Here is a 22,557-nt window from a genome sequence, read left to right on the forward strand (position 1 = left end):
AATGCCGCCCTCCTGATTACTGCCCGGGGCCCCAGTGAACTACGGGTGGGGGGTATCGGGCAACGCGGCACTGAACACCGTTGTCATGTGCCCTGACCTGCGCAAACAAATCGCAGGTCAGGGCAGCCTAAGTTCACTTGGCGTGGTGCAGTCGCCACCCCTGCCACGCCGACCCGACCATCTCCCGCACCCCACGCCGAGCCGTCCATCCCAGCTCCACGGCGGCCCGCTCGGCGGAGGCGACCGCGCGCGGCGCGTCCCCGGGACGCCGCCCCTCGACGACGGCCGGCCGCCGGTCCCCGGTGACCTCGCCGATCACCGTGACCAGCTCACGGACCGAAACCCCTTCCCCACGGCCGATGTTGACCGTCAGGTCGCCGCTCGCACCGCCGTCGGACAGCCGCCGGGCCGCCGCCAGGTGGGCCTCCGCGAGATCCGCGACATGGATGTAGTCGCGGACGCAGGTGCCGTCCGGTGTCGGATAGTCGTCGCCGAAGATCCGCGGGGCCTCGTCACGGGTGAGCCGGTCGAAGACCATGGGGACGATGTTGAAGACGCCCGTGTCGGCCAGCTCGGGGGCGGCGGCGCCCGCCACGTTGAAGTAGCGCAGGCACACCGTGTCGATGCCGTGCGCCGCGCCCGCCGCCCGGACCAGCCACTCACCGGTGAGCTTGGTCTCGCCGTACGGGTTCACCGGCGCGCACGGGGTGTCCTCGGTGATCAGGTCGACGCCCGGGTCGCCGTAGACCGCCGCCGAGGACGAGAACACGAACCGCTCGATGCCCGCGCCGGCGACCGCGTCCAGGAGGGTCGCCAGGCCGCCCACGTTCTCCCGGTAGTAGTACGTCGGCCGCGCCACGGACTCGGCGACCTGCTTGCGTGCCGCGAGATGCACGACCCCGGTCACCCCGTGCTCGGCGAACACCCGCTTCAGGAGGTCGCCGTCCAGGGAGGAACCGTGGACGAGCGGGACGGTCGTAGGAAGGCGTGCGGGGTGTCCCGCCGAGAGGTCGTCCAGGGCGACGACACGTTCCCCGGCGTCCGCCATCGCCCGTGCCACATGCGCCCCGATGTATCCGGCTCCGCCGGTGATCAGCCATGTCATGGGCATTCACCCTATGTCGATACGGAGAGGGCCTCCGCAATGTCCCGCGATGCCCGGTCTGACGGGTGCGGTTTGTCGGGCGGGCCCCGAATCCCCGATGATGATCTCGGCGGAGGCGCTGGCAGACCGTGTTGATCAGGCCATGAACGGCCGGTGAACACGGGCTTGAGAGCATCCGATAGCCTCTGCCGACATGCCGCCCGGGTGCCACCCGAAGGGCGCCACCACCATGCACATGACCGGCGCCCGAGCGTCGGACCCAGGGAGTGAGTTCGGTTGCCGACCGCCATCCTCACCGGTCAGCCGGTCCCCGGATCGTCGATCGAGACCGATCTGCGGTCGCTCGGCTTCGACGTCCGGACCGCCGCCGACACCACCGAGGCGGAGACGCTCCTCGCGGCGGTCCCCGGTGACCAGCGGGTCGCCGTCGTGGACGCCCGCTTCGTGGGCCACCCGCACGCGCTGCGCCTCGGCCTCACCGACCCCCGCTTCCCGCTCGCCGCGGTACCGGGCGCCGTCACCGCGCAGCCGGCCGGCCGTCAGGCGCTGACCCGCGCGGTGGCCCGCGAGCACTCGGCGGGCGGCGGTACGACCCTCCTCGACAACCTCGCCGACCGCGTCGTCACCGCCCTCGACGCCGACGGCTGCGCCGTGCACCGCCCCGAGCTGGGCAGCCTCGTCGCCACGGTCCCCGCCGACCCGCAGGCCCGCAACGAGGCACGGCAGGCCGTCGCCGCCGTAGACGACGAGGCCGTACGCCTGAAGTCGGCCGTGAAGTCCCGCGACGGCTTCTTCACCACCCACTTCATCAGCCCGTACTCCCGCTACATCGCGCGCTGGTGCGCCCGCCGCGGCCTCACCCCGAACCAGGTCACCACCGCGTCCCTGCTCACCGCGCTCATCGCGGCGGGCAGCGCGGCCACCGGCACCCGCGGCGGCTACGTCGTGGCCGGCGTACTGCTCCTCTGCTCCTTCGTCCTCGACTGCGTCGACGGACAGATCGCCCGCTACGCCCTGCAGTACTCGACGCTCGGCGCCTGGCTCGACGCCACCTTCGACCGCGCCAAGGAGTACGCCTACTACGCCGGCCTGGCGCTCGGAGCGGCCCGGGGCGGCGACGACGTGTGGGCGCTCGCGCTCGGCGCGATGATCCTGCAGACCTGCCGGCACGTCGTGGACTTCTCGTTCAACGAGGCCAACCACGACGCCACCGCCAACACCAGCCCCACCGCCGCCCTCTCCGACAAGCTCGACAGCGTCGGCTGGACGGTCTGGGTGCGCCGGATGATAGTGCTGCCCATCGGCGAACGATGGGCGATGATCGCCGTCCTCACGGCCGCGACGACCCCCCGCATCACCTTCTACGTCCTCCTCGTCGGCTGCGCCTTCGCGGCGACGTACACGACGGCGGGCCGGGTGCTGCGCTCACTGACCCGCAAGGCGCGGCGCACGGACCGGGCGGCACAGGCGCTGGCGGACCTCGCGGACAACGGGCCGATCGCGTCGGCCGTGGCCCGCGTGAGCCCCGCCCGCCTCGGTGCGCCGTTCCTGATCGCGCTCGCCGGTACGGCGGTTCTCGTGGCGGCCCTCTTCTCCGGGGTCACCTGGGCCCCCGTGGCGGGTGCCGTCGTCTACGCGATCGCCGCCGGGCAGGCACTGTCCCGTCCCCTCAAGGGCGCCCTCGACTGGCTGGTCCCCCCGCTCTTCCGGGCGGCGGAATACTGCACCGTCCTGATCCTCGCGGCTGAAGCGGAGGTGAACGGAGCGCTTCCGGCGGCTTTCGGCCTGGTGGCCGCCGTCGCCTACCATCACTACGACACGGTGTACCGCATCCGCGGCAACGCCGGGGCGCCCCCGGCCTGGCTGGTGCGCGTCATAGGGGGGCAGGAAGGGCGGACGCTGCTCGTCACCGTTCTCGCCGCCGCGCTCACCGCGTCGCAGTTCACGGTCGCGCTCACGGTCCTCGCCGTGGCCGTGGCCCTGCTGGTGCTCGTCGAGAGCATCCGCTTCTGGGTGTCCGCAGGGGCACCCGCCGTACACGATGAAGGAGAACCCGCATGATCGGCCTCGTGCTGGCGGCCGGCGCCGGACGGCGTCTGCGCCCCTACACCGACAGCCTTCCCAAGGCTCTGGTGCCGGTGGGGCCCGCGGGCATAGAGGGCGAACCCACGGTCCTGGACCTGACGCTCGGCAACTTCGCCGAGATCGGTCTGACCGAGGTCGCGATCATCGTCGGCTACCGCAAGGAAGCCGTGTACGACCGCAAGGCGGCCCTTGAGGCGAAGTACGGCCTCAAGCTCACCCTCATCGACAACGACAAGGCCGAGGAGTGGAACAACGCCTACTCCCTGTGGTGCGGACGTGACGCCCTCAAGGACGGCGTGATCCTCGCCAACGGCGACACCGTCCACCCGGTCTCCGTCGAACGGACGCTGCTCGCGGCGCGCGGCGAGGGCAAGCGGATCATCCTCGCCCTCGACACCGTCAAGTCCCTCGCGGACGAGGAGATGAAGGTCGTCGTCGACCCCGCCAAGGGCATGACGAAGATCACCAAGCTGATGGACCCGGCCGAGGCGACCGGCGAGTACATCGGCGTCACCCTCATCGAGGGCGACGCCATGTCCGAGCTGGCCGACGCGCTCAAGACGGTGTGGGAGACCGACCCGCAGCAGTTCTACGAGCACGGCTACCAGGAGCTCGTGAACCGCGGCTTCCGGATCGACGTGGCCCCGATCGGCGACATCAAGTGGGTCGAGATCGACAACCACGACGATCTGGCCAAGGGGCGGGAGATCGCGTGCCTGTACTGACCCGGCTGATCCCCTCGCCCGTCGTCGTCGACATCCGCCCGGGTGCCCTCGACGACCTGGCCTGCGTCCTCGCCGACCAGCGCATCTCGCACTCCGGCCGGCTCGCGGTCGCCGTCAGCGGCGGCTCCGGCGCGCGGCTGCGCGCACGCCTGGAGCCGAGTCTGCCCGGCGCCACCTGGTACGAGGTCGGCGGCGGCACCCTCGACGACGCGATCCGGCTGGCCGGCGACATGAAGGCCGGTCACTACGACGCGGTCGTGGGCCTCGGCGGCGGCAAGATCATCGACTGTGCCAAGTTCGCCGCGGCGCGCATCGGCCTGCCGCTGGTCGCCGTACCGACGAACCTCGCGCACGACGGCCTGTGCTCGCCGGTCGCCACCCTCGACAACGACGCGGGCCGCGGCTCCTACGGCGTGCCGAACCCGATCGCGGTCGTCATCGACCTGGACGTGATCCGCGAGGCACCGGTCCGCTTCGTGCGGGCGGGCATCGGGGACGCGATCTCCAACATCTCCGCGATCGCGGACTGGGAACTCGCGAACCGCGTCAAGGACGAGAAGATCGACGGGCTGGCCGCGGCCATGGCCCGGCAGGCGGGCGAGGCCGTGCTGCGGCACCCCGGCGGGGTCGGCGACAACGCCTTCCTCCAGGTGCTCGCCGAGGCGCTGGTCCTCACCGGTGTCGCCATGTCGATCTCCGGGGACTCCCGCCCGGCCTCCGGTGCCTGCCACGAGATCAACCACGCCTTCGACCTGCTCTTCCCCAAACGCGCGGCCGCCCACGGCGAGCAGTGCGGACTGGGCGCGGCCTTCGCGATGTACCTGCGCGGAGCCCACGAGGAATCGGCCTACATGGCCGAGGTGTTGCGCCGGCACGGACTGCCCGTGCTGCCGGAGGAGATCGGGTTCACGGTGGACGAGTTCGTCCGCGCCGTGGAGTTCGCCCCCGAGACCCGTCCCGGCCGCTACACCATCCTCGAACACCTCGACCTGAAAACCGACCAGATCAAGGACATGTACACCGACTATGTCAAGGCCATCGGTAGCTGAACTCCGTCCCGTCGTCCACCCCGCAGGGGTGAAGGACCGGCGCAGCGGTGAGCACTGGATGGGACGCCTCTACATGCGTGAGGTGTCTCTGCGGGTCGACCGCTACCTGGTGAACACCAGGGTCTCGCCCAACCAGCTCACGTACCTGATGACCGTCTTCGGGGTGCTCGCGGCCCCGGCGCTGCTGGTGCCGGGGATCACGGGCGCCGTGCTCGGCGTGGTGTGCGTCCAGATGTATCTGCTGCTGGACTGCGTCGACGGCGAGATCGCCCGCTGGCGCAAGCAGTACTCCCTTGCGGGGGTCTACCTCGACCGGGTCGGCGCCTACCTGACCGACGCCGCCGTGCTCGTCGGCTTCGGGCTGCGCGCCGCCGACCTGTGGGGCAGCGGCCGTATCGACTGGCTGTGGGCCTTCCTCGGGACGCTGGCCGCGCTCGGCGCGATCCTCATCAAGGCCGAGACCGACCTGGTCGGCGTCGCCCGGCACCAGACCGGCAAGGCACCGGTCCAGGAGTCCGCGGCCGAGATGCGCTCCTCCGGGATGGCGCTGGCCCGCCGGGCCGCCGCCGCCTTCAAGTTCCACCGGCTGATCCTCGGCATCGAGGCGTCCCTGCTGATCCTGGTCCTCGCGATCGTGGACCAGATGCGCGGCGACCTGTTCTACTCGCGGCTCGGCGTCGCCGTACTCGCCGGCATCGCGCTGCTCCAGACCCTGCTGCACCTGGTGTCGATCCTCGCGTCGAGCAGGCTGAAGTGAGCGGCATGAAGGTCGGCGCGGTGATCATCACCATGGGCAACCGCCCCGACGAACTGCGGGCGCTGCTCGACTCGGTCGCCAAGCAGGACGGCGACCGGGTCGAGGCGGTGGTCGTCGGCAACGGCTCGCCCGTGCCGGACGTCCCCGCGGGCGTCCGGACCATAGAACTGCCCGAGAACCTCGGCATCCCCGGCGGCCGCAACATCGGCCTGGAGGCCTTCGGGCCCGCCGGTCGCGATGTCGACATAGTGATGTTCCTCGACGACGACGGGCTCCTCGCCCAGCACGACACCGCCGAGCTGTGCCGGCAGGCCTTCGCCGCCGACCCCCGCCTCGGCATCATCAGCTTCCGCATCGCCGACCCGGAGACGGGTGTCACCCAGCGCCGGCACGTCCCGCGACTGCGCGCCTCCGACCCGATGCGCTCCTCCCGGGTCACCACCTTCCTGGGCGGCGCCAACGCTGTCCGCACGAAGGTCTTCGCCGAGGTCGGCGGACTCCCGGACGAGTTCTTCTACGCCCACGAGGAGACCGACCTCGCCTGGCGGGCCCTCGACGCGGGCTGGATGATCGACTACCGGTCCGACATGGTGCTGTACCACCCGACGACCGCGCCCTCGCGGCACGCGGTCTACCACCGCATGGTCGCCCGCAACCGGGTCTGGCTGGCCCGCCGCAACCTCCCCGCGCCCCTCGTCCCCGTCTACCTCGGGGTATGGCTGCTCCTCACCCTCCTGCGCCGCCCCTCGCGCCCGGCGCTGCAGGCCTGGTTCGGCGGGTTCAAGGAGGGCTGGACCACTCCGTGCGGACCGCGCCGGCCCATGCGGTGGCGTACGGTGTGGCGCCTGACCCGGCTGGGCCGTCCTCCGGTCATCTGACAAGCTCGGGGTGCGCGTCCCGCGCGCGGGACGCGCGGCCGACCCCTCGATACGTATCCGGCGGCGGATACATGTCAGTTCCTGTAGCACAATTCCGTAAGACGAACGCAAGACAGTCGTAAGACGAATCCGAAAATGAAGGCATCCACCCTTGAGTGAGACAACGCATGACGGCGGAGTCGCGGTGAGCCCGCGTCCGTCGCCCGACGAAGGCCTCACAGCGGCACAACTGTCCGCCAAGTACGGGCTGACGGTGAGCGGTGCCCGCCCCGGACTCGCCGAGTACGTCCGCCAGCTCTGGGGACGCCGGCACTTCATCCTCGCCTTCTCCCAGGCGAAGCTGACGGCCCAGTACAGCCAGGCGAAGCTCGGCCAGCTCTGGCAGGTGGCCACGCCGCTGCTGAACGCGGCCGTGTACTTCTTCATCTTCGGCGTCATCCTGAAGGCCAGCCGGGGCATGTCCAGGGACGTGTACATCCCGTTCCTGGTCACCGGCGTCTTCGTGTTCACCTTCACGCAGAGCTCGATCATGGCGGGCGTCCGCGCGATCTCCGGCAACCTCGGCCTGGTGCGCGCGCTGCACTTCCCGCGCGCCTCGCTGCCGATCTCCTTCGCGCTCCAGCAGCTCCAGCAACTGCTGTTCTCGATGCTCGTGCTGTTCATCATCGTCGTCGGCTTCGGCAGCTACCCCAGCCTGTCCTGGCTGCTGATCCTCCCGGTCCTGCTGCTGCAGTTCCTCTTCAACACCGGGCTCGCGCTGATCGTGGCGCGGATGGGCGCCAAGACCCCGGACCTCGCCCAGCTGATGCCGTTCATCCTGCGTACCTGGATGTACACGTCGGGCGTCATGTTCTCCATCAGCGCGATGATGGAGGGCCGCTCCGAGGTGTTCATCCGCATCCTGCAGGTGAACCCGGCCGCCATCTACATGGACCTGATGCGCTTCGCGCTCATCGACGGCTACGGCTCGTCGAACCTGCCGCCGCACGTCTGGGCCATCGCCACCTTCTGGGCCGTGGTCCTGTTCGCCGGCGGCTTCGTGTACTTCTGGCAGGCGGAGGAGAGGTACGGCCGTGGCTGAGCAGAGCGTCGAGCAGACCCCCCAGGATCTGATCCCCACCGTCATCGCGGACGAGCTGCACATCGTCTACCGCGTGCACGGCGCCAAGACCGGCAAGGGCAGCGCCACCTCCGCCCTCAGCCGCATAGTCAAGCGCGGCGAGGAGCGCGGGGTGCGCAAGGTGCACGCCGTCAAGGGCGTCTCCTTCGTCGCCTACCGCGGCGAGGCCGTCGGCCTCATCGGCTCGAACGGCTCCGGCAAGTCGACCCTGCTGCGGGCCATCGCGGGCCTGCTCCCGGCGGAGAAGGGCCGGGTCTACACCAACGGCCAGCCCTCGCTGCTGGGCGTGAACGCGGCCCTGATGAACGACCTCACCGGCGAGCGCAACGTCATCCTGGGCGGGCTCGCCATGGGCATGTCCCGCGAGCAGGTCAGGGAGCGCTACCAGGAGATCGTCGACTTCTCCGGCATCAACGAGAAGGGCGACTTCATCACCCTCCCGATGCGCACCTACTCCTCCGGCATGGCGGCCCGGCTGCGTTTCTCCATCGCGGCGGCGAAGGACCACGACGTCCTGATGATCGACGAGGCGCTGGCCACCGGCGACCGCAAGTTCCAGGTCCGCTCCGAGGAGCGCATCCGCGAGCTGCGCAAGTCCGCGGGCACGGTGTTTCTCGTCAGTCACAACAACAAGTCGATCCGCGACACCTGCGACCGGGTGCTGTGGCTGGAACGCGGCGAACTCCGGATGGACGGCCCGACCGACGAGGTCATCAAGGAGTACGAGAAGTTCACGGGCAAGTAGTCCACACGCATAGGGGCGCAAAAGCCCAGAACGCTTCCCAGGGCCCCGCCGGAACTGTTCCGGCGGGGCTCCGCGTCTGCAAAGGAAACGTCAACTCGGCCCGGCCCAAGGAATCTTGACGCCAATCGGTGTGTTGTTGTGATGTGCAGGACACCCCGAGGAAGCTCGCTGCGTTGTACAACGTAAGCTGTACCGGTGCCGAATAGCGGCAAGTGGGGCGATAATGCGCGACACCCTTCTGCGGGTAAGCCTGCGTTTAACCGTGCGGACGACTGGGCGGCGTGTCCGAAATAGTGTGTATTGGGTCGGCAGTGTAGAACGGGAGATGTGACGGCAATGGCTACGGAAACTCCCCAGCTCACCGAAGCATGCGCCGTCCCCGCCCCTGGCTGTGAGCGGTGACGGGAACCGGCTCCGCCGGCACCGGTGATCCGGAGCGCGGCACACTCGACAAGGCCGCGGGAGAGAACTTCCCCGTGGCGCCTTTCTTCCTGCCCAGAGCCTGGCGCACCGATCTCATGGCGGTGTACGGATTCGCCCGCCTCGTCGACGACATCGGCGACGGCGATCTGGCCCCCGGCGGCGCGGACGCCCGCCTCCTCGGCGTGTCGCCCGTGGACGCCGAGGACCGCCTGCTCCTCCTCGACGCCTTCGAGGCCGATCTGCACCGCGTCTTCGACGGTACCCCCGGCCACCCCCTGCTGCGCCGCCTCCAGCCGACCGTCCGCCGGTGCGCGCTGACCCCCGAACCCTTCCTGGGCCTGATCGCCGCGAACCGCCAGGACCAGCTCGTCACGCGCTACGAGACCTACGACGATCTCCTCGCCTACTGTGAACTGTCCGCCAACCCGGTCGGCCGCCTGGTCCTCGGCGTCACCGGTACCGAGACCCCCGAGCGGGTCCGGCTGTCCGACGCGATCTGTACCGCACTTCAGATCGTCGAACACCTGCAGGACGTGGCCGAGGACCTCGGCCACGACCGCATCTACCTGCCCGCCCAGGACATGAAGCGCTTTCACGTCCAGGAAGCGGATCTCGCCACGCCCTCCGCGGGCGCATCGGTGCGCGCACTGGTTGCATACGAAGCAGAACGCGCCCGGGATCTCCTGAATGAAGGCGCCCCCCTGGTGGGTAGCGTCCACGGCAGACTGAAGCTGCTGCTCGCGGGGTTCGTGGCGGGGGGAAGGGCGGCGATCCGAGCGATCGTCGCCGCTGAATACGACGTACTTCCCGGCCCGCCCAAACCCGGCAAGATCCAGTTGCTGCGTGAGGTGGGCGTGACTCTGCGAGGAGAGGGGTGATCCGCAGCGTGGAGTCTGCACCGCACATGTCCGCACCGGTACTCGCCGCCTACAGCTACTGCGAGGCCGTCACCGGTCAGCAGGCACGTAACTTCGCGTACGGCATCAGACTGCTGCCGACGCCCAAGCGCCGCGCGATGTCGGCGCTGTACGCGTTCTCCCGGCGCGTCGACGACATCGGCGACGGCACACTGCCGACCGACGTGAAGTCGGCACGCCTGGAGGACACCCGGGCGCTGCTCACCCGGGTCCGCGAGGGCAAGGTCGAGGAGGACGACACCGACCCGGTCGCGGTCGCCCTCGCGCACACGGCCGAGGCCTTCCCGGTCCCGCTCGACGGCCTGGACGAGCTCATCGACGGCGTCCTGCTGGACGTCCGCGGCGAGACCTACGAGACCTGGGACGACCTGAAGGTCTACTGCCGGTGTGTCGCGGGTGCGATCGGGCGGCTGTCGCTCGGCGTGTTCGGCACCGAACCGGGAGCGCGCGGCGTCGAGCGCGCCTCGGAGTACGCCGACACGCTGGGGCTCGCGCTCCAGCTCACCAACATCCTCAGAGACGTCCGCGAGGACGCCGAGAACGGCCGTACCTATCTGCCCGCCGACGATCTCGCGAAATTCGGCTGCTCGGCCGGGTTCAACGGGCCGACGCCGCCGGAGGGTTCCGACTTCGCGGGTCTCGTGCACTTCGAGGTGCGCCGGGCCCGCACTCTCTTCGCCGAGGGCTACCGGCTGCTCCCCATGCTCGACCGCCGCAGCGGCGCCTGCGTCGCCGCCATGGCCGGCATCTACCGCCGCCTGCTGGACCGTATCGAGCGCGAGCCGGAGGCCGTCCTGCGCGGCCGCGTCTCCCTGCCCGGCCGCGAGAAGGCCTACGTCGCCGTGCGCGGCCTGTCCGGTCTGGATGCCCGGCACGTCACGCGGAGCACCCTCAGGAGGCGCACCTGATGGACAAAGTGGGCCAAGGTGACGGCACCGGAGAAATGCGGCACGCAACCCTCCGGTGCGAAGCGGCGTCCCTGACTGCAACGGTCTGCCGTGGCTGGTTCGAGCGCCGCGGTGGGCGCGCAGGGGGGAGTGCACGATGAGCGACGGGACGCGGCCCGACGGGCTGCCCGCCGGGCCGGCGACAGGACCGGCCGGACGGCATGCCGTCGTGATCGGCGGCGGCCTCGCCGGCATCACCTCCGCCCTCGCGCTCGCCGACGCCGGTGTCCGCGTCACCCTGCTCGAAGGCCGCCCGCGCCTGGGCGGACTCGCCTTCTCCTTCCAGCGCGGCGACCTCACCGTCGACAACGGCCAGCACGTGTACCTGCGCTGCTGCACCGCCTACCGCTGGTTCCTCGACCGCATCGAGGGCGCGGCGCTGGCTCCGCTGCAGGATCGTCTCGACGTGCCCGTACTCGACGTGAACCGCCCCGAGGGGCGCCGTCTCGGCAGACTCCGGCGCGACCCGCTGCCCGTGCCGCTGCATCTGGGGCGCAGCCTCGCGACGTACCCGCATCTCTCGTTCGCGGAGCGCGCCAAAGTGGGCCGTGCCGCGCTCGCGCTCAAAGGGCTCGATCTCGCCGATCCGGCCCTGGACGCGCAGAACTTCGGCAGCTGGCTGACCGCGCACGGTCAGTCGGCGCGTGCCGTCGAGGCACTGTGGGACCTGGTCGGGGTCGCCACCCTCAACGCGGTCGCGGGCGACTCCTCGCTCGCTCTCGCCGCGATGGTGTTCAAGACCGGTCTGCTCTCCGACCCGGGCGCGGCCGACATCGGCTGGGCACACGTCCCGCTGGGCGAACTGCACGACCGGCTCGCCCGCAAGGCGCTCGACTCCGCGGGCGTGCGCACCGAACTCCGTACACGCGTCACCTCCATCTCTACAGACGAGAACGGCCGTTGGAGCGTTCACTGTCCCGGCGAGACTCTTGAGGCCGACACCGTCGTGCTCGCCGTACCGCAGCGCGAGGCCCACGATCTGCTGCCCGACGGCGCCCTCGACGAGCCCGAGCGGCTGCTGTCGATCGACTACTCGCCGATCCTCAACGTCCATGTCGTCTACGACCGCAAGGTGCTCGCCCGCCCGTTCTTCGCGGCGCTGGGTACCCCGGTGCAGTGGGTGTTCGACCGGACCGACGCGTCCGGGCTGAAGGACGGCCAGTACCTGGCGCTGTCCCAGTCCGCCGTGCACGACGAGATCGACGCGCCCGTGGCCGAGCTGCGGGAGCGCTACCTGCCCGAGCTGGAGCGGCTGCTGCCCGGTGCGCGCGGCGCCGAGGTGAAGGACTTCTTCGTGACCAGGGAGCGCACGGCGACGTTCGCTCCCGCCCCCGGCGTCGGACGGCTGCGGCCCGGCGCCCGCACCAAGGCCCCCGGCCTGTACCTGGCCGGAGCGTGGACCGCCACAGGGTGGCCCGCGACCATGGAGAGTGCGGTCCGCAGTGGGGTGAGCGCGGCGGACGCCGCACTCGCCGCCCTGGGCCGGCCCCGCCCCCGTCACCTCTTCGAAGTCGAGGAGGCGGCGTGATGCTCGATCAGCAGGCGGCAGGCGGCCCCCGCACCTCCGGTACCGCGACAAGAGGAGAGACTGTGCCCACTGTGCCCCCGGCCGAGACGGCTGCCGACGCGGTGGACGTGTCCGCGCTCCTGGAGCGCGGCCGGACCCTTGCCACACCGGTACTGCGGGCGGCCGTGGACCGCCTGGCTCCCCCCATGGACACCGTCGCCGCCTACCACTTCGGCTGGATCGACGCCGAGGGCAACCCGGCGGACGGCGACGGCGGCAAGGCCGTACGCCCCGCGCTCGCCGTGCTCTCCGCGGAGGTCACCGGCGCCTCGCCCGAGACCGGCATCCCCGGCGCCGTCGCCGTCGAACTGGTCCACAACTTCTCGCTGCTGCACGACGACCTGATGGACGGCGACGAACAGCGCCGCCACCGCGACACCGTGTGGAAGGTGCACGGCCCCTCCCAGGCCATCCTCGTCGGCGACGCCCTGTTCGCGCTGGCCAACGAGGTCCTGCTGGAGCTCGGCACCGTCGAGGCCGGCCGCGCCACCCGCCGTCTGACCACCGCGACCCGCGCCCTCATCGACGGTCAGGCGCAGGACATCTCCTACGAGCACCGCGACCGCGTCAGCGTCGAGGAGTGCCTGGAGATGGAGGGCAACAAGACCGGCGCCCTGCTCGCCTGTGCCTCCTCCATCGGCGCCGTGCTCGGCGGTGCGGACGACCGCACCGCCGACATCCTGGAGAAGTACGGTCACCACCTCGGCCTGGCCTTCCAGGCCGTCGACGACCTCCTCGGCATCTGGGGCGACCCGGAGGCCACCGGGAAGCAGACCTGGAGCGATCTGCGCCAGCGCAAGAAGTCCCTGCCCGTGGTGGCGGCGCTCGCGGCGGGCGGACCCGCCTCCGAGCGGCTCGGCGAGATCCTCGCCGCCGACGCCAAGAGCAGCGACTTCGAGAACTTCTCCGAGGAGGAGTTCGCGGCCCGTGCCGCGCTCATCGAGGAGGCCGGCGGCCGCGAGTGGACCGCCGAAGAGGCACGCCGTCAGCACACCATCGCCATCGAGGCCCTCGACGCCATCGACATGCCCGACCGGGTTCGGGCGCAGTTCACGGCGCTCGCCGACTTCGTCGTCGTACGAAAGAGATGATCACTATCGGTCGAATAGCCCTCGCGTAGTCGCCGGCCGGTGCTGCGAAGATACGAGTACCGGCCGACGGCGGACCCACAGCAGAGACATGCCACTGCACGAAGGGGAAGCCATGACAGCGACGACCGACGGAAGCACCGGGGCCATGCCTCCCCGTGTTGCCGCGGCCAGCGAAACCGACATCAACACCCCCGTGGCGGCCGGGGTGCACGACGCCGCCGCGCTCTCGGTCCAACGCGCCACCGACTTCCTCCTCTCGCAGCAGGACGCCCAGGGCTGGTGGAAGGGCGACCTGGAGACGAACGTCACGATGGACGCCGAGGATCTGCTGCTCCGTCAGTTCCTGGGCATCCGCGACGAGTCGACGACCCAGGCCGCCGCACTCTTCATCCGCGGCGAGCAGCGCGAGGACGGCACCTGGGCGAGCTTCTACGGCGGACCCGGTGAACTCTCCACCACCATCGAGGCGTACGTCGCCCTCCGGCTGGCCGGGGACGCGCCGGACGCCCCGCACATGGCGAAGGCGTCCGCGTGGGTCCGGGAGCGGGGCGGGATCGCCGCGGCCCGCGTCTTCACCCGGATCTGGCTCGCGCTGTTCGGCTGGTGGAAGTGGGACGACCTGCCCGAACTCCCGCCGGAGCTCCTGTACTTCCCGACCTGGGTGCCGCTCAACATCTACGACTTCGGATGCTGGGCCCGGCAGACCATCGTGCCGCTGACGGTGGTCTCCGCGAAGCGGCCGGTACGGCCCGCGCCCTTCCCGCTCGACGAACTGCACACCGACGCGGACAACCCGAACCCGGTCAAGCCGCTTGCCCCGGTGGCGAGTTGGGACGGCGCCTTCCAGCGGCTCGACAAGGGGCTGCACCTCTACCGCAAGGTGGCCCCGCGCAAGCTGCGCAAGGCCGCGATGAAGGCGGCCGGCCGCTGGATCATCGAGCGGCAGGAGAACGACGGCTGCTGGGGCGGCATCCAGCCGCCGGCCGTGTACTCGGTGATCGCCCTGCATCTGCTCGGCTATGACCTCGAACACCCCGTGATGCGCGCGGGACTTGAGTCGCTGGACCGGTTCGCGGTCTGGCGCGAGGACGGGGCCCGGATGATCGAGGCCTGCCAGTCCCCGGTGTGGGACACCTGCCTCGCGACCATCGCGCTCGCCGACGCGGGCGTGCCGGCCGACCACCCCCAACTGGTCAAGGCGGCCGACTGGATGCTCGGGGAGGAGATCGTCCGCCCCGGCGACTGGGCGGTCAAGCGGCCCCAACTGCCGCCCGGTGGCTGGGCGTTCGAGTTCCACAACGACAACTACCCCGACATCGACGACACCGCCGAGGTCGTGCTCGCGCTGCGCCGGGTCAGACATCACGACCCGGAGCGCCTCGACCGGGCCGCCGGACGCGCGGTCCGCTGGAACCTCGGAATGCAGTCGAAGAACGGCGGTTGGGGCGCCTTCGACGTCGACAACACCAGCCCCTTCCCCAACCGGCTGCCGTTCTGCGACTTCGGCGAGGTCATCGACCCGCCGTCGGCGGACGTCACCGCGCACGTCGTCGAGATGCTCGCCGTCGAGGGCCTCGCCCACGACCCGCGCACCCGGCGCGGCATCGAGTGGCTGCTCGCCGAACAGGAGCCGGACGGCTCGTGGTTCGGCCGCTGGGGCGTCAACTACGTCTACGGCACCGGGTCCGTCGTACCGGCGCTCGCGGCCGCCGGGATCCCCGGCTCGCATCCGGCGATCCGGCGCGCGGTCACCTGGCTGGAGACCGTGCAGAACGACGACGGCGGCTGGGGCGAGGACCTGCGCTCCTACAAGTACGCCAAGGAATGGAGCGGCCGGGGCGCCTCCACCGCCTCGCAGACGGCCTGGGCGCTGATGGCCCTGCTCGCGGCCGGGGAGCGGGACTCCAAGGCCGTGGAACGCGGTGTGGAGTGGCTCGCGGCGACCCAGCGGGAGGACGGGTCCTGGGACGAGCCCTACTTCACCGGCACGGGCTTCCCGTGGGACTTCTCCATCAACTACCACCTCTACCGGCAGGTCTTCCCGCTCACCGCGCTCGGGCGCTACGTGCACGGAGAACCGTTCTCCCAGACACCGTTCTCCCCGGCCAAGGGGGGCTGATGGGCAGACAGTCCGCCGGACCGCCGCTGCTGATCGCCTGCGCGCTCGGCATCGAGCGCCTCGCCCTGCGCGCAGGCGACCGCTCCGGCGCCGACGGGCCGGTCACCTTCCTCAGGACGGGGATGGGGCCCCAGGCGGCCGAGGAGGCCGTCACCCGGCGCCTCACCGAGCCGGCGCTGTCCGAGGCCGCCGTACTGGCCACGGGCTTCTGCGCCGGACTCGCCCCCGGTATGCACCCCGGCGACCTGGTGGTCGCCGAGGAGACCAGGGAGGCGCGCGGAACCGTTCCGTGCGTCGGTACCGAGCTGCTCGTCAAGGAACTGGTGCGGGCCCTGCCCGGCCGCACCGTCCACACCGGCCCCCTGACCGGCTCCGATCACATCGTCCGCGGTCAGGAACGGTCGGATCTGCTCGCGACCGGCGCAATCGCGGTCGACATGGAGTCGGCGGCCACGCTGCTGAGCGCCGTGCGTACGGGCGCGCGCCCGGTTGCGGCCGTACGGGTGGTCGTGGACGCTCCTGAACATGAACTCGTCCGGATCGGCACGGTGCGCGGTGGAATATCGGCTTTCCGCGTTCTTCGATCCGTTCTTCCCGCTTTTTTCGAATGGCACCGTTCTTTGCTGCTCCCCCGGAGGTGAGCCAGATGGCCATGCCGCTGCGCCAGACAATCAAGGTCGCTACATACTTGGCTGAACAGAAGCTCCGCAAGAGGGACAAGTTCCCCCTGATCGTGGAGTTGGAGCCTCTCTTCGCATGCAACCTCGCATGCGAGGGCTGCGGCAAGATCCAGCACCCCGCCGGGGTGCTCAAGCAGCGCATGCCGGTGGCCCAGGCCGTCGGGGCGGTGCTGGAGTCCGGTGCGCCGATGGTGTCCATCGCCGGCGGTGAGCCGCTGATGCACCCTCAGATCGACGAGATCGTGCGGCAGTTGGTGGCGAAGAAGAAGTACGTCTTCCTCTGCACCAACGCCATGCTGCTGCGCAAGAAGATGGACAAGTTCAAGCCCTCCCCGTACTTCGCCTTCGCGGTGCACATCGACGGGCTGCGCGAGCGGCACGACGAGTCCGTGGCGAAGGAGGGTGTGTTCGACGAGGCTGTCGAGGCGATCAAGGAGGCCAAGAAGCGCGGCTTCCGGGTCACCACCAACTCGACCTTCTTCAACACCGACACCCCGCAGACCATCATCGAGGTGCTCAACTTCCTCAACGACGACCTCAAGGTCGACGAGATGATGATCTCGCCCGCCTACGCCTACGAGAAGGCGCCCGACCAGGAGCACTTCCTGGGCGTGGAACAGACCCGCGAGTTGTTCAAGAAGGCCTTCGCGGGCGGCAACCGGCGCAAGTGGCGGCTCAACCACTCCCCGCTCTTCCTGGACTTCCTGGAGGGCAAGGTCGACTTCCCGTGCACCGCGTGGGCGATCCCGAACTACTCGCTCTTCGGCTGGCAGCGCCCCTGCTACTTGATGAGCGACGGGTACGTCCCGACGTACCGGGAGCTGATCGAGGAGACCGACTGGGACAAGTACGGCCGCGGCAAGGACCCGCGCTGCGCCAACTGCATGGCGCACTGCGGCTACGAGCCGACCGCCGTCCTCGCCACCATGGGCTCGCTCAAGGAGTCGCTGCGCGCCATGCGCGAGACGGTCTCCGGAAACCGCGAGTGACGCGATGACCGCCATTTCCTTGGGCGTCCCCGAGGTACCGGTCCGGTCGATCGCCGAGCGACGTGTGTCGCGACGGATCGAGGTCGGGCCGGTGGCGGTCGGGGGCGGGGCTCCCGTCTCGGTCCAGTCGATGACCACGACCCGTACGTCGGACATCGGCGCCACCCTGCAACAGATCGCCGAACTCACCGCGTCCGGCTGCCAGATCGTCCGCGTCGCCTGCCCCACGCAGGACGACGCGGACGCGCTGGCGACCATCGCCCGCAAGTCGCAGATCCCGGTGATCGCCGACATCCACTTCCAGCCCAAGTACGTCTTCGCCGCGATCGAGGCCGGCTGCGCGGCGGTTCGCGTCAATCCCGGCAACATCAAGCAGTTCGACGACAAGGTCAAGGAGATCGCGCGGGCCGCCAAGGACCACGGCACGCCGATCCGCATCGGGGTCAACGCCGGTTCCCTGGACCGCCGTCTGCTCCAGAAGTACGGCAAGGCGACGCCCGAGGCGCTCGTCGAGTCGGCCCTGTGGGAGGCGTCCCTCTTCGAGGAGCACGGCTTCCGCGACATCAAGATCTCGGTGAAGCACAGCGACCCCGTGGTGATGGTCAACGCCTACCGGCAGCTGGCCGCGCAGAGCGACTATCCGCTGCACCTCGGGGTCACCGAGGCCGGGCCCGCCTTCCAGGGCACGATCAAGTCGGCGGTCGCCTTCGGGGCGCTGCTGAGCGAGGGCATCGGCGACACGATCCGGGTGTCGCTGTCCGCCCCGCCGGTGGAGGAGGTCAAGGTCGGCCTCCAGATCCTGGAGTCGCTGAACCTCAAGCCCCGCCGCCTGGAGATCGTGTCGTGCCCGTCCTGCGGGCGCGCCCAGGTGGACGTCTACAAGCTCGCCGACGAGGTCACGGCGGGCCTGGAGGGCATGGAGGTGCCGCTGCGCGTCGCGGTCATGGGCTGCGTCGTCAACGGACCCGGTGAGGCGCGGGAGGCGGACCTGGGGGTCGCCTCCGGCAACGGGAAGGGCCAGATCTTCGTCAAGGGCGAGGTCGTCAAGACCGTGCCCGAGTCGAAGATCGTGGAGACCCTCATCGAGGAGGCGATGAAGATCGCCGAACAGATGGAGCAGGACGGCGTCGCGGCGGGGGAACCGGCCGTCACCGTGAGCTGAAACAGCACGGACCGAAGGGGGCCCGACGTGACGATTCTGGAGAGCATCCGGCAACCACGCGACCTGAAGTCGCTGTCCGAGGCGGAACTCGGCGAACTGTCCGAAGAAATAAGGGAGTTCCTGGTCCACGCGGTGGCCAGGACCGGCGGACACCTCGGGCCCAACCTGGGTGTGGTGGAACTGACCATCGCGCTGCACCGGGTCTTCGAGTCACCGACCGACCGCATCCTCTGGGATACCGGCCACCAGAGCTACGTACACAAGATCCTGACGGGCCGTCAGGACTTCTCGAAGCTGCGCAGCAAGGGTGGCCTGTCCGGCTATCCCTCGCGCGAGGAGTCCGAGCACGACGTCATCGAGAACAGCCACGCCTCCACCGCGCTCGGCTGGGCCGACGGCCTCGCCAAGGCCCGCCAGGTACAGGGGGAGAAGGGCCATGTCGTCGCGGTCATCGGCGACGGCGCGCTCACCGGCGGCATGGCGTGGGAGGCGCTGAACAACATCGCCGCCGCCAAGGACCGGCCGCTGATCATCGTCGTCAACGACAACGAGCGGTCCTACTCGCCCACCATCGGCGGCCTCGCCAACCACCTGGCGACCCTGCGCACGACCGACAGCTACGAACAGGTCCTCGCCTGGGGCAAGAGCGTCCTGCTGCGCACCCCGGTCGTCGGCAACACGATCTACGAGTCGCTGCACGGCGCGAAGAAGGGCTTCAAGGACGCGTTCGCCCCGCAGGGCATGTTCGAGGACCTGGGCCTCAAGTACGTCGGCCCGATCGACGGACACGACATCGGCGCCGTCGAGTCCGCGCTGCGCCGCGCGAAACGCTTCCACGGCCCGGTCCTCGTCCACTGCCTCACGGAGAAGGGGCGCGGCTACGAACCCGCCCTCGCCCACGAGGAGGACCACTTCCACACCGTCGGCGTGATGGACCCGCTCACCTGCGCACCCCTCGCCCCCTCCAACGGCCCTTCCTGGACCAGCGTGTTCGGCGACGAGATCCTGCGCATCGGGGAGGAACGGGACGACGTCGTGGCCATCACGGCCGCCATGCTCCACCCGGTCGGCCTCGGCAAGTTCGCCGCGAAGTTCCCCGACCGCGTGTGGGACGTCGGCATCGCCGAACAGCACGCGGCCGTGTCGGCGGCGGGTCTGGCGACCGGCGGGCTGCATCCCGTCGTCGCCGTCTACGCCACCTTCCTCAACCGCGCCTTCGACCAGCTCCTGATGGACGTGGCGTTGCACCGCTGCGGGGTGACGTTCGTCCTGGACCGCGCCGGGGTGACCGGGGTTGACGGAGCGTCACACAACGGCATGTGGGACATGTCCATCCTCCAGGTGGTGCCGGGCTTGCGCATCGCCGCGCCGCGTGACGCCGACCAACTCCGGGCGCAGCTACGGGAAGCGGTCGCCGTCGACGACGCGCCTACCCTGGTCCGCTTCCCGAAGGAGTCGGTCGGACCGGAGATCCCCGCGATCGACCGCGTGGGCGGCCTCGACGTCCTGCACCGGGGACCGGAGACCCCCGAGGTACTGCTCGTCGCCGTGGGCGTGATGGCGCCCGTCTGCCTCCAGGCCGCCGAGCTCCTCGAAGCCCGGGGCATCAACTGCACGGTCGTGGACCCCCGTTGGGTCAAACCCGTCGATCCGGCACTCCCGGGCCTCGCCGCCGAACACCGCCTGGTGGCCGTCGTCGAGGACAACAGCCGTGCCTCCGGCGTCGGCGCCGCCGTGGCGCTGGCGCTCGGAGATGCCGAAGTCGACGTCCCCGTACGGCGGTTCGGCATCCCGGAACAGTTCCTCGCGCACGCCAAACGCGGGGAGGTGCTCGCCGACATCGGCCTCACACCCGTCGAGGTCGCCGGACGGATCAGCGCAAGCCTGGCGGTCAAGGACGCGAACGCCGGCACAGCCAAGGAGAAACCCGAATGACCAAGGAGTTCGACCTCACCGCGCTGCTGGCCGAGCGCGGAGCCGAGCGCTACGAGCTGCACACCAAGTACCTGAACCACCAGCTCCCGCGCATGCTGCACACCATCGGCTTCGACAAGGTCTACGAGCGGGGCGAGGGCGCCTACTTCTGGGACGCCGACGGCAACGACTACCTCGACATGCTCGCCGGATTCGGGGTGATGGGCCTGGGCCGCCACCACCCCGTCGTCCGCAAGGCGGTGCACGACGTCCTCGACGCCCAGCTCGCCGACCTCACCCGCTTCGACTGCCAGCCGCTGCCCGGCCTGCTCGCCGAGCAACTCCTCACCCACAGCCCGCACTTGGACCGGGTGTTCTTCGGCAACAGCGGTACGGAGGCGGTCGAGACCGCGCTCAAGTTCGCCCGGTACGCCACCGGGAAACCCCGTGTTCTGTACTGCGACCATGCCTTCCACGGCCTGACCACCGGCTCGCTCTCGGTCAACGGCGAGGACGGCTTCCGGGACGGCTTCGCCCCGCTGCTGCCGGACACGGCCGTACCGCTCGGCGATCTCGATGCCCTGGCACGGGAGTTGAAGAAGGGCGACGTCGCCGCCCTCGTCGTCGAGCCGATCCAGGGCAAGGGTGTGCACGAGGCGCCGCCCGGCTATCTGCGCGCCGCGCAGGAACTCCTGCACCAGCACAAGGCGTTGCTCATCGCGGACGAGGTGCAGACCGGTCTCGGCCGGACCGGCGACTTCTACGCCTACCAGCACGAGGAGGGCGTGGAGCCGGACCTGGTGTGCGTGGCCAAGGCGTTGTCGGGCGGCTATGTGCCGGTCGGCGCGACCCTCGGCAAGGACTGGATCTTCAAGAAGGTCTACTCGTCCATGGACCGGGTGCTGGTCCACTCGGCGAGCTTCGGGTCCAACGCCCAGGCCATGGCGGCCGGGCTCGCCGTGCTGTCGGTCATGGAGAACGAGCAGATCGTCGCCAACGCCCGTGCCACCGGGGACCAGTTGAGGTCCCGGCTCGCCGCGCTGGTCGACAAGTACGAGCTGCTCGCCGACGTCCGCGGCCGGGGCCTGATGATCGGCATCGAGTTCGGCAGGCCCAAGTCGCTGAAGCTGCGCAGCCGTTGGACCATGCTGCAGGCCGCGCGCAAGGGCCTGTTCGCACAGATGGTGGTCGTGCCGCTGCTCCAGCGGCACCGCATCCTCACCCAGGTCTCCGGCGACCACCTGGAGGTCATCAAGCTCATCCCGCCGCTGATCATCGGCGAGCGTGAGGTGGAACGGTTCGTGGACGCCTTCACCGCCGTGATGGACGACGCGCACAGCGGTGGCGGGCTGATGTGGGACTTCAGCAAGACGCTCGTGAAGCAGGCGGTGGCCAACCGGTAGGGGTTTCTGCCGGGTGCCGAGGGTGGGTGTCGCGGGTTTTTGCCTCTGAGGCAAGGAATTTGCCTCGGGGGCAAGCCTGCGGCTGAATGGAGAGCATGAGCTCTCCCGAGACCGAGCCGGAACCGTCGGCCGGGCCGGTCGACGACCTGCCGGCCACCGTCGCACCACAGCTCCGGGCCCTGCGCCGCCGCGCCTCCCTCACCCTGGAGGTCGCCGCCCGCTCGGCCGGACTCTCGCCCGCCCATCTCTCCCGTCTGGAGACCGGGCAACGCCAGCCCTCGCTGCCGATGCTGCTCGCGCTCGCCCGCATCTACGGTACGACAGTCTCGGATCTGCTCGGTGAGACGGTCACCGACCGGGAGGCCGTAGTCCGCGCCGCCGACATGGAACCGACCTGGGCGGGCGGCTGGACCTACTGGCAGGCAGGCGCCCCGGGCCGCGGGATGCAGTCGCTGCGCGTGCGCATCCCGCGCGGCTCCCAGGGCGACATCGTGCGCGTGCACCCCGGCGAGGAGTGGCTGTACGTCCTCAAGGGCCGGCTGCGCCTGCGCCTCGGCGACACCGCGCACCTCCTCGCGCCGGGCGACAGCGCGCACTTCGACTCGCTCACCCCGCACCGCCTCGCCGCCGCCGACGAGGACGGCGTCGAGGTCCTGTTCGTCCACACCCTGCTGCAGAGCCCCACGGCCACCCTGTGCCTGGGCCCGATCACCGGAGAGACGCCATGAGCGGCAACAACATCGAGGACAAGTTCCCCCGCGCCCTGTGGGTGCGGCTCATCATCTACATCGCCGTCGGCCACGTCTTCGCGGCCTTCATCTACCTGCTGTTCTCCGTAGGCGCCAAGTAGCCGGCCGCGGCGGCCGGTTCACCAGGTCCGG

At 70.2% G+C, this 22,557-nt stretch carries 21 protein-coding genes; 20 read left to right on the plus strand and 1 reads right to left on the minus strand.

Annotated elements, in window-relative coordinates; translation table 11 throughout:
* Positions 1 to 133: 133 nt before the first annotated feature.
* Positions 134 to 1,105, minus strand: a complete 972-nt coding sequence (galE, locus tag OG496_RS46325) for a UDP-glucose 4-epimerase GalE (protein WP_405975164.1) — start codon at positions 1,103 to 1,105, stop codon at positions 134 to 136.
* Between the two features lie 276 nt (positions 1,106 to 1,381).
* On the opposite strand from galE, the gene OG496_RS46330 reads away from it, so the two are divergent.
* From OG496_RS46330 to OG496_RS46425, 20 genes are all read left to right on the plus strand, one after another.
* Complete coding sequence (locus OG496_RS46330; protein ID WP_405975165.1) at positions 1,382 to 3,166, plus strand: DUF5941 domain-containing protein; 1,785 nt, start codon at positions 1,382 to 1,384, stop codon at positions 3,164 to 3,166.
* Complete coding sequence (locus tag OG496_RS46335) at positions 3,163 to 3,915, plus strand: sugar phosphate nucleotidyltransferase (RefSeq protein ID WP_399389028.1); 753 nt, start codon at positions 3,163 to 3,165, stop codon at positions 3,913 to 3,915. The genes OG496_RS46330 and OG496_RS46335 overlap by 4 nt, the downstream gene beginning before the upstream one ends.
* Complete coding sequence (locus OG496_RS46340) at positions 3,903 to 4,964, plus strand: iron-containing alcohol dehydrogenase family protein (protein ID WP_405975166.1); 1,062 nt, start codon at positions 3,903 to 3,905, stop codon at positions 4,962 to 4,964. Before OG496_RS46335 ends, OG496_RS46340 begins: the two co-directional genes overlap by 13 nt.
* Positions 4,942 to 5,721 (plus strand): CDP-alcohol phosphatidyltransferase family protein, encoded by a 780-nt coding sequence (locus tag OG496_RS46345; protein ID WP_317880951.1) that lies wholly within the window; start codon positions 4,942 to 4,944, stop codon positions 5,719 to 5,721. Before OG496_RS46340 ends, OG496_RS46345 begins: the two co-directional genes overlap by 23 nt.
* A gap of 5 nt (positions 5,722 to 5,726) precedes the next feature.
* A complete protein-coding gene (locus OG496_RS46350; protein ID WP_366492158.1) occupies positions 5,727 to 6,599 on the plus strand; it encodes a glycosyltransferase family 2 protein in 873 nt (290 codons plus the stop codon).
* A 151-nt stretch (positions 6,600 to 6,750) separates the two neighbouring features.
* On the plus strand, positions 6,751 to 7,680 hold the full coding sequence (locus tag OG496_RS46355; protein WP_405975167.1) for an ABC transporter permease: 930 nt from the start codon (positions 6,751 to 6,753) through the stop codon (positions 7,678 to 7,680).
* Positions 7,673 to 8,464 carry an ABC transporter ATP-binding protein gene (locus OG496_RS46360; RefSeq protein ID WP_405975168.1) on the plus strand — a complete coding sequence of 264 codons (792 nt, stop codon included), beginning with the start codon at positions 7,673 to 7,675 and terminating at the stop codon, positions 8,462 to 8,464. The genes OG496_RS46355 and OG496_RS46360 overlap by 8 nt, the downstream gene beginning before the upstream one ends.
* A gap of 398 nt (positions 8,465 to 8,862) precedes the next feature.
* Complete coding sequence (gene hpnC, locus OG496_RS46365) at positions 8,863 to 9,765, plus strand: squalene synthase HpnC (protein ID WP_405975169.1); 903 nt, start codon at positions 8,863 to 8,865, stop codon at positions 9,763 to 9,765.
* The gene (hpnD, locus tag OG496_RS46370; RefSeq protein ID WP_405975170.1) at positions 9,762 to 10,712 is read left to right on the plus strand and encodes a presqualene diphosphate synthase HpnD; all 951 of its coding nucleotides are present in this window, start codon (positions 9,762 to 9,764) and stop codon (positions 10,710 to 10,712) included. Before hpnC ends, hpnD begins: the two co-directional genes overlap by 4 nt.
* Positions 10,713 to 10,747: 35 nt before the next feature.
* The gene (locus OG496_RS46375) at positions 10,748 to 10,852 is read left to right on the plus strand and encodes a DUF6380 family protein (RefSeq protein WP_405976837.1); all 105 of its coding nucleotides are present in this window, start codon (positions 10,748 to 10,750) and stop codon (positions 10,850 to 10,852) included.
* The gene (gene hpnE, locus OG496_RS46380) at positions 10,849 to 12,279 is read left to right on the plus strand and encodes a hydroxysqualene dehydroxylase HpnE (RefSeq protein WP_405975171.1); all 1,431 of its coding nucleotides are present in this window, start codon (positions 10,849 to 10,851) and stop codon (positions 12,277 to 12,279) included. The genes OG496_RS46375 and hpnE overlap by 4 nt, the downstream gene beginning before the upstream one ends.
* 62 nt (positions 12,280 to 12,341) lie before the next feature.
* Positions 12,342 to 13,409 (plus strand): polyprenyl synthetase family protein, encoded by a 1,068-nt coding sequence (locus OG496_RS46385; protein ID WP_405975172.1) that lies wholly within the window; start codon positions 12,342 to 12,344, stop codon positions 13,407 to 13,409.
* A 112-nt stretch (positions 13,410 to 13,521) separates the two neighbouring features.
* Positions 13,522 to 15,528, plus strand: coding sequence for a squalene--hopene cyclase (shc, locus tag OG496_RS46390; RefSeq protein ID WP_405975173.1), 2,007 nt, complete (start codon positions 13,522 to 13,524; stop codon positions 15,526 to 15,528).
* Complete coding sequence (locus OG496_RS46395) at positions 15,528 to 16,169, plus strand: 1-hydroxy-2-methyl-2-butenyl 4-diphosphate reductase (protein ID WP_366492040.1); 642 nt, start codon at positions 15,528 to 15,530, stop codon at positions 16,167 to 16,169. The genes shc and OG496_RS46395 overlap by 1 nt, the downstream gene beginning before the upstream one ends.
* Positions 16,170 to 16,174: 5 nt before the next feature.
* The gene (gene hpnH, locus OG496_RS46400; protein ID WP_266864586.1) at positions 16,175 to 17,197 is read left to right on the plus strand and encodes an adenosyl-hopene transferase HpnH; all 1,023 of its coding nucleotides are present in this window, start codon (positions 16,175 to 16,177) and stop codon (positions 17,195 to 17,197) included.
* Between the two features lie 4 nt (positions 17,198 to 17,201).
* On the plus strand, positions 17,202 to 18,359 hold the full coding sequence (gene ispG / locus OG496_RS46405) for a flavodoxin-dependent (E)-4-hydroxy-3-methylbut-2-enyl-diphosphate synthase (RefSeq protein ID WP_405975174.1): 1,158 nt from the start codon (positions 17,202 to 17,204) through the stop codon (positions 18,357 to 18,359).
* Between the two features lie 27 nt (positions 18,360 to 18,386).
* Positions 18,387 to 20,294, plus strand: a complete 1,908-nt coding sequence (gene dxs / locus OG496_RS46410) for a 1-deoxy-D-xylulose-5-phosphate synthase (RefSeq protein WP_405975175.1) — start codon at positions 18,387 to 18,389, stop codon at positions 20,292 to 20,294.
* Positions 20,291 to 21,676: an aspartate aminotransferase family protein gene (locus tag OG496_RS46415; RefSeq protein ID WP_405975176.1), complete on the plus strand. Its 1,386-nt coding sequence runs from the start codon at positions 20,291 to 20,293 to the stop codon at positions 21,674 to 21,676. Before dxs ends, OG496_RS46415 begins: the two co-directional genes overlap by 4 nt.
* A 95-nt stretch (positions 21,677 to 21,771) precedes the next feature.
* Positions 21,772 to 22,404, plus strand: coding sequence for a helix-turn-helix domain-containing protein (locus OG496_RS46420; protein WP_405975177.1), 633 nt, complete (start codon positions 21,772 to 21,774; stop codon positions 22,402 to 22,404).
* Positions 22,401 to 22,526 (plus strand): DUF6126 family protein, encoded by a 126-nt coding sequence (locus OG496_RS46425; RefSeq protein WP_019058824.1) that lies wholly within the window; start codon positions 22,401 to 22,403, stop codon positions 22,524 to 22,526. Before OG496_RS46420 ends, OG496_RS46425 begins: the two co-directional genes overlap by 4 nt.
* The last annotated feature ends 31 nt before the right edge of the window (positions 22,527 to 22,557 follow it).

This window comes from Streptomyces sp. NBC_00988 (genome assembly GCF_045162645.1).
In the GTDB taxonomy this organism is placed as follows: domain Bacteria; phylum Actinomycetota; class Actinomycetes; order Streptomycetales; family Streptomycetaceae; genus Streptomyces.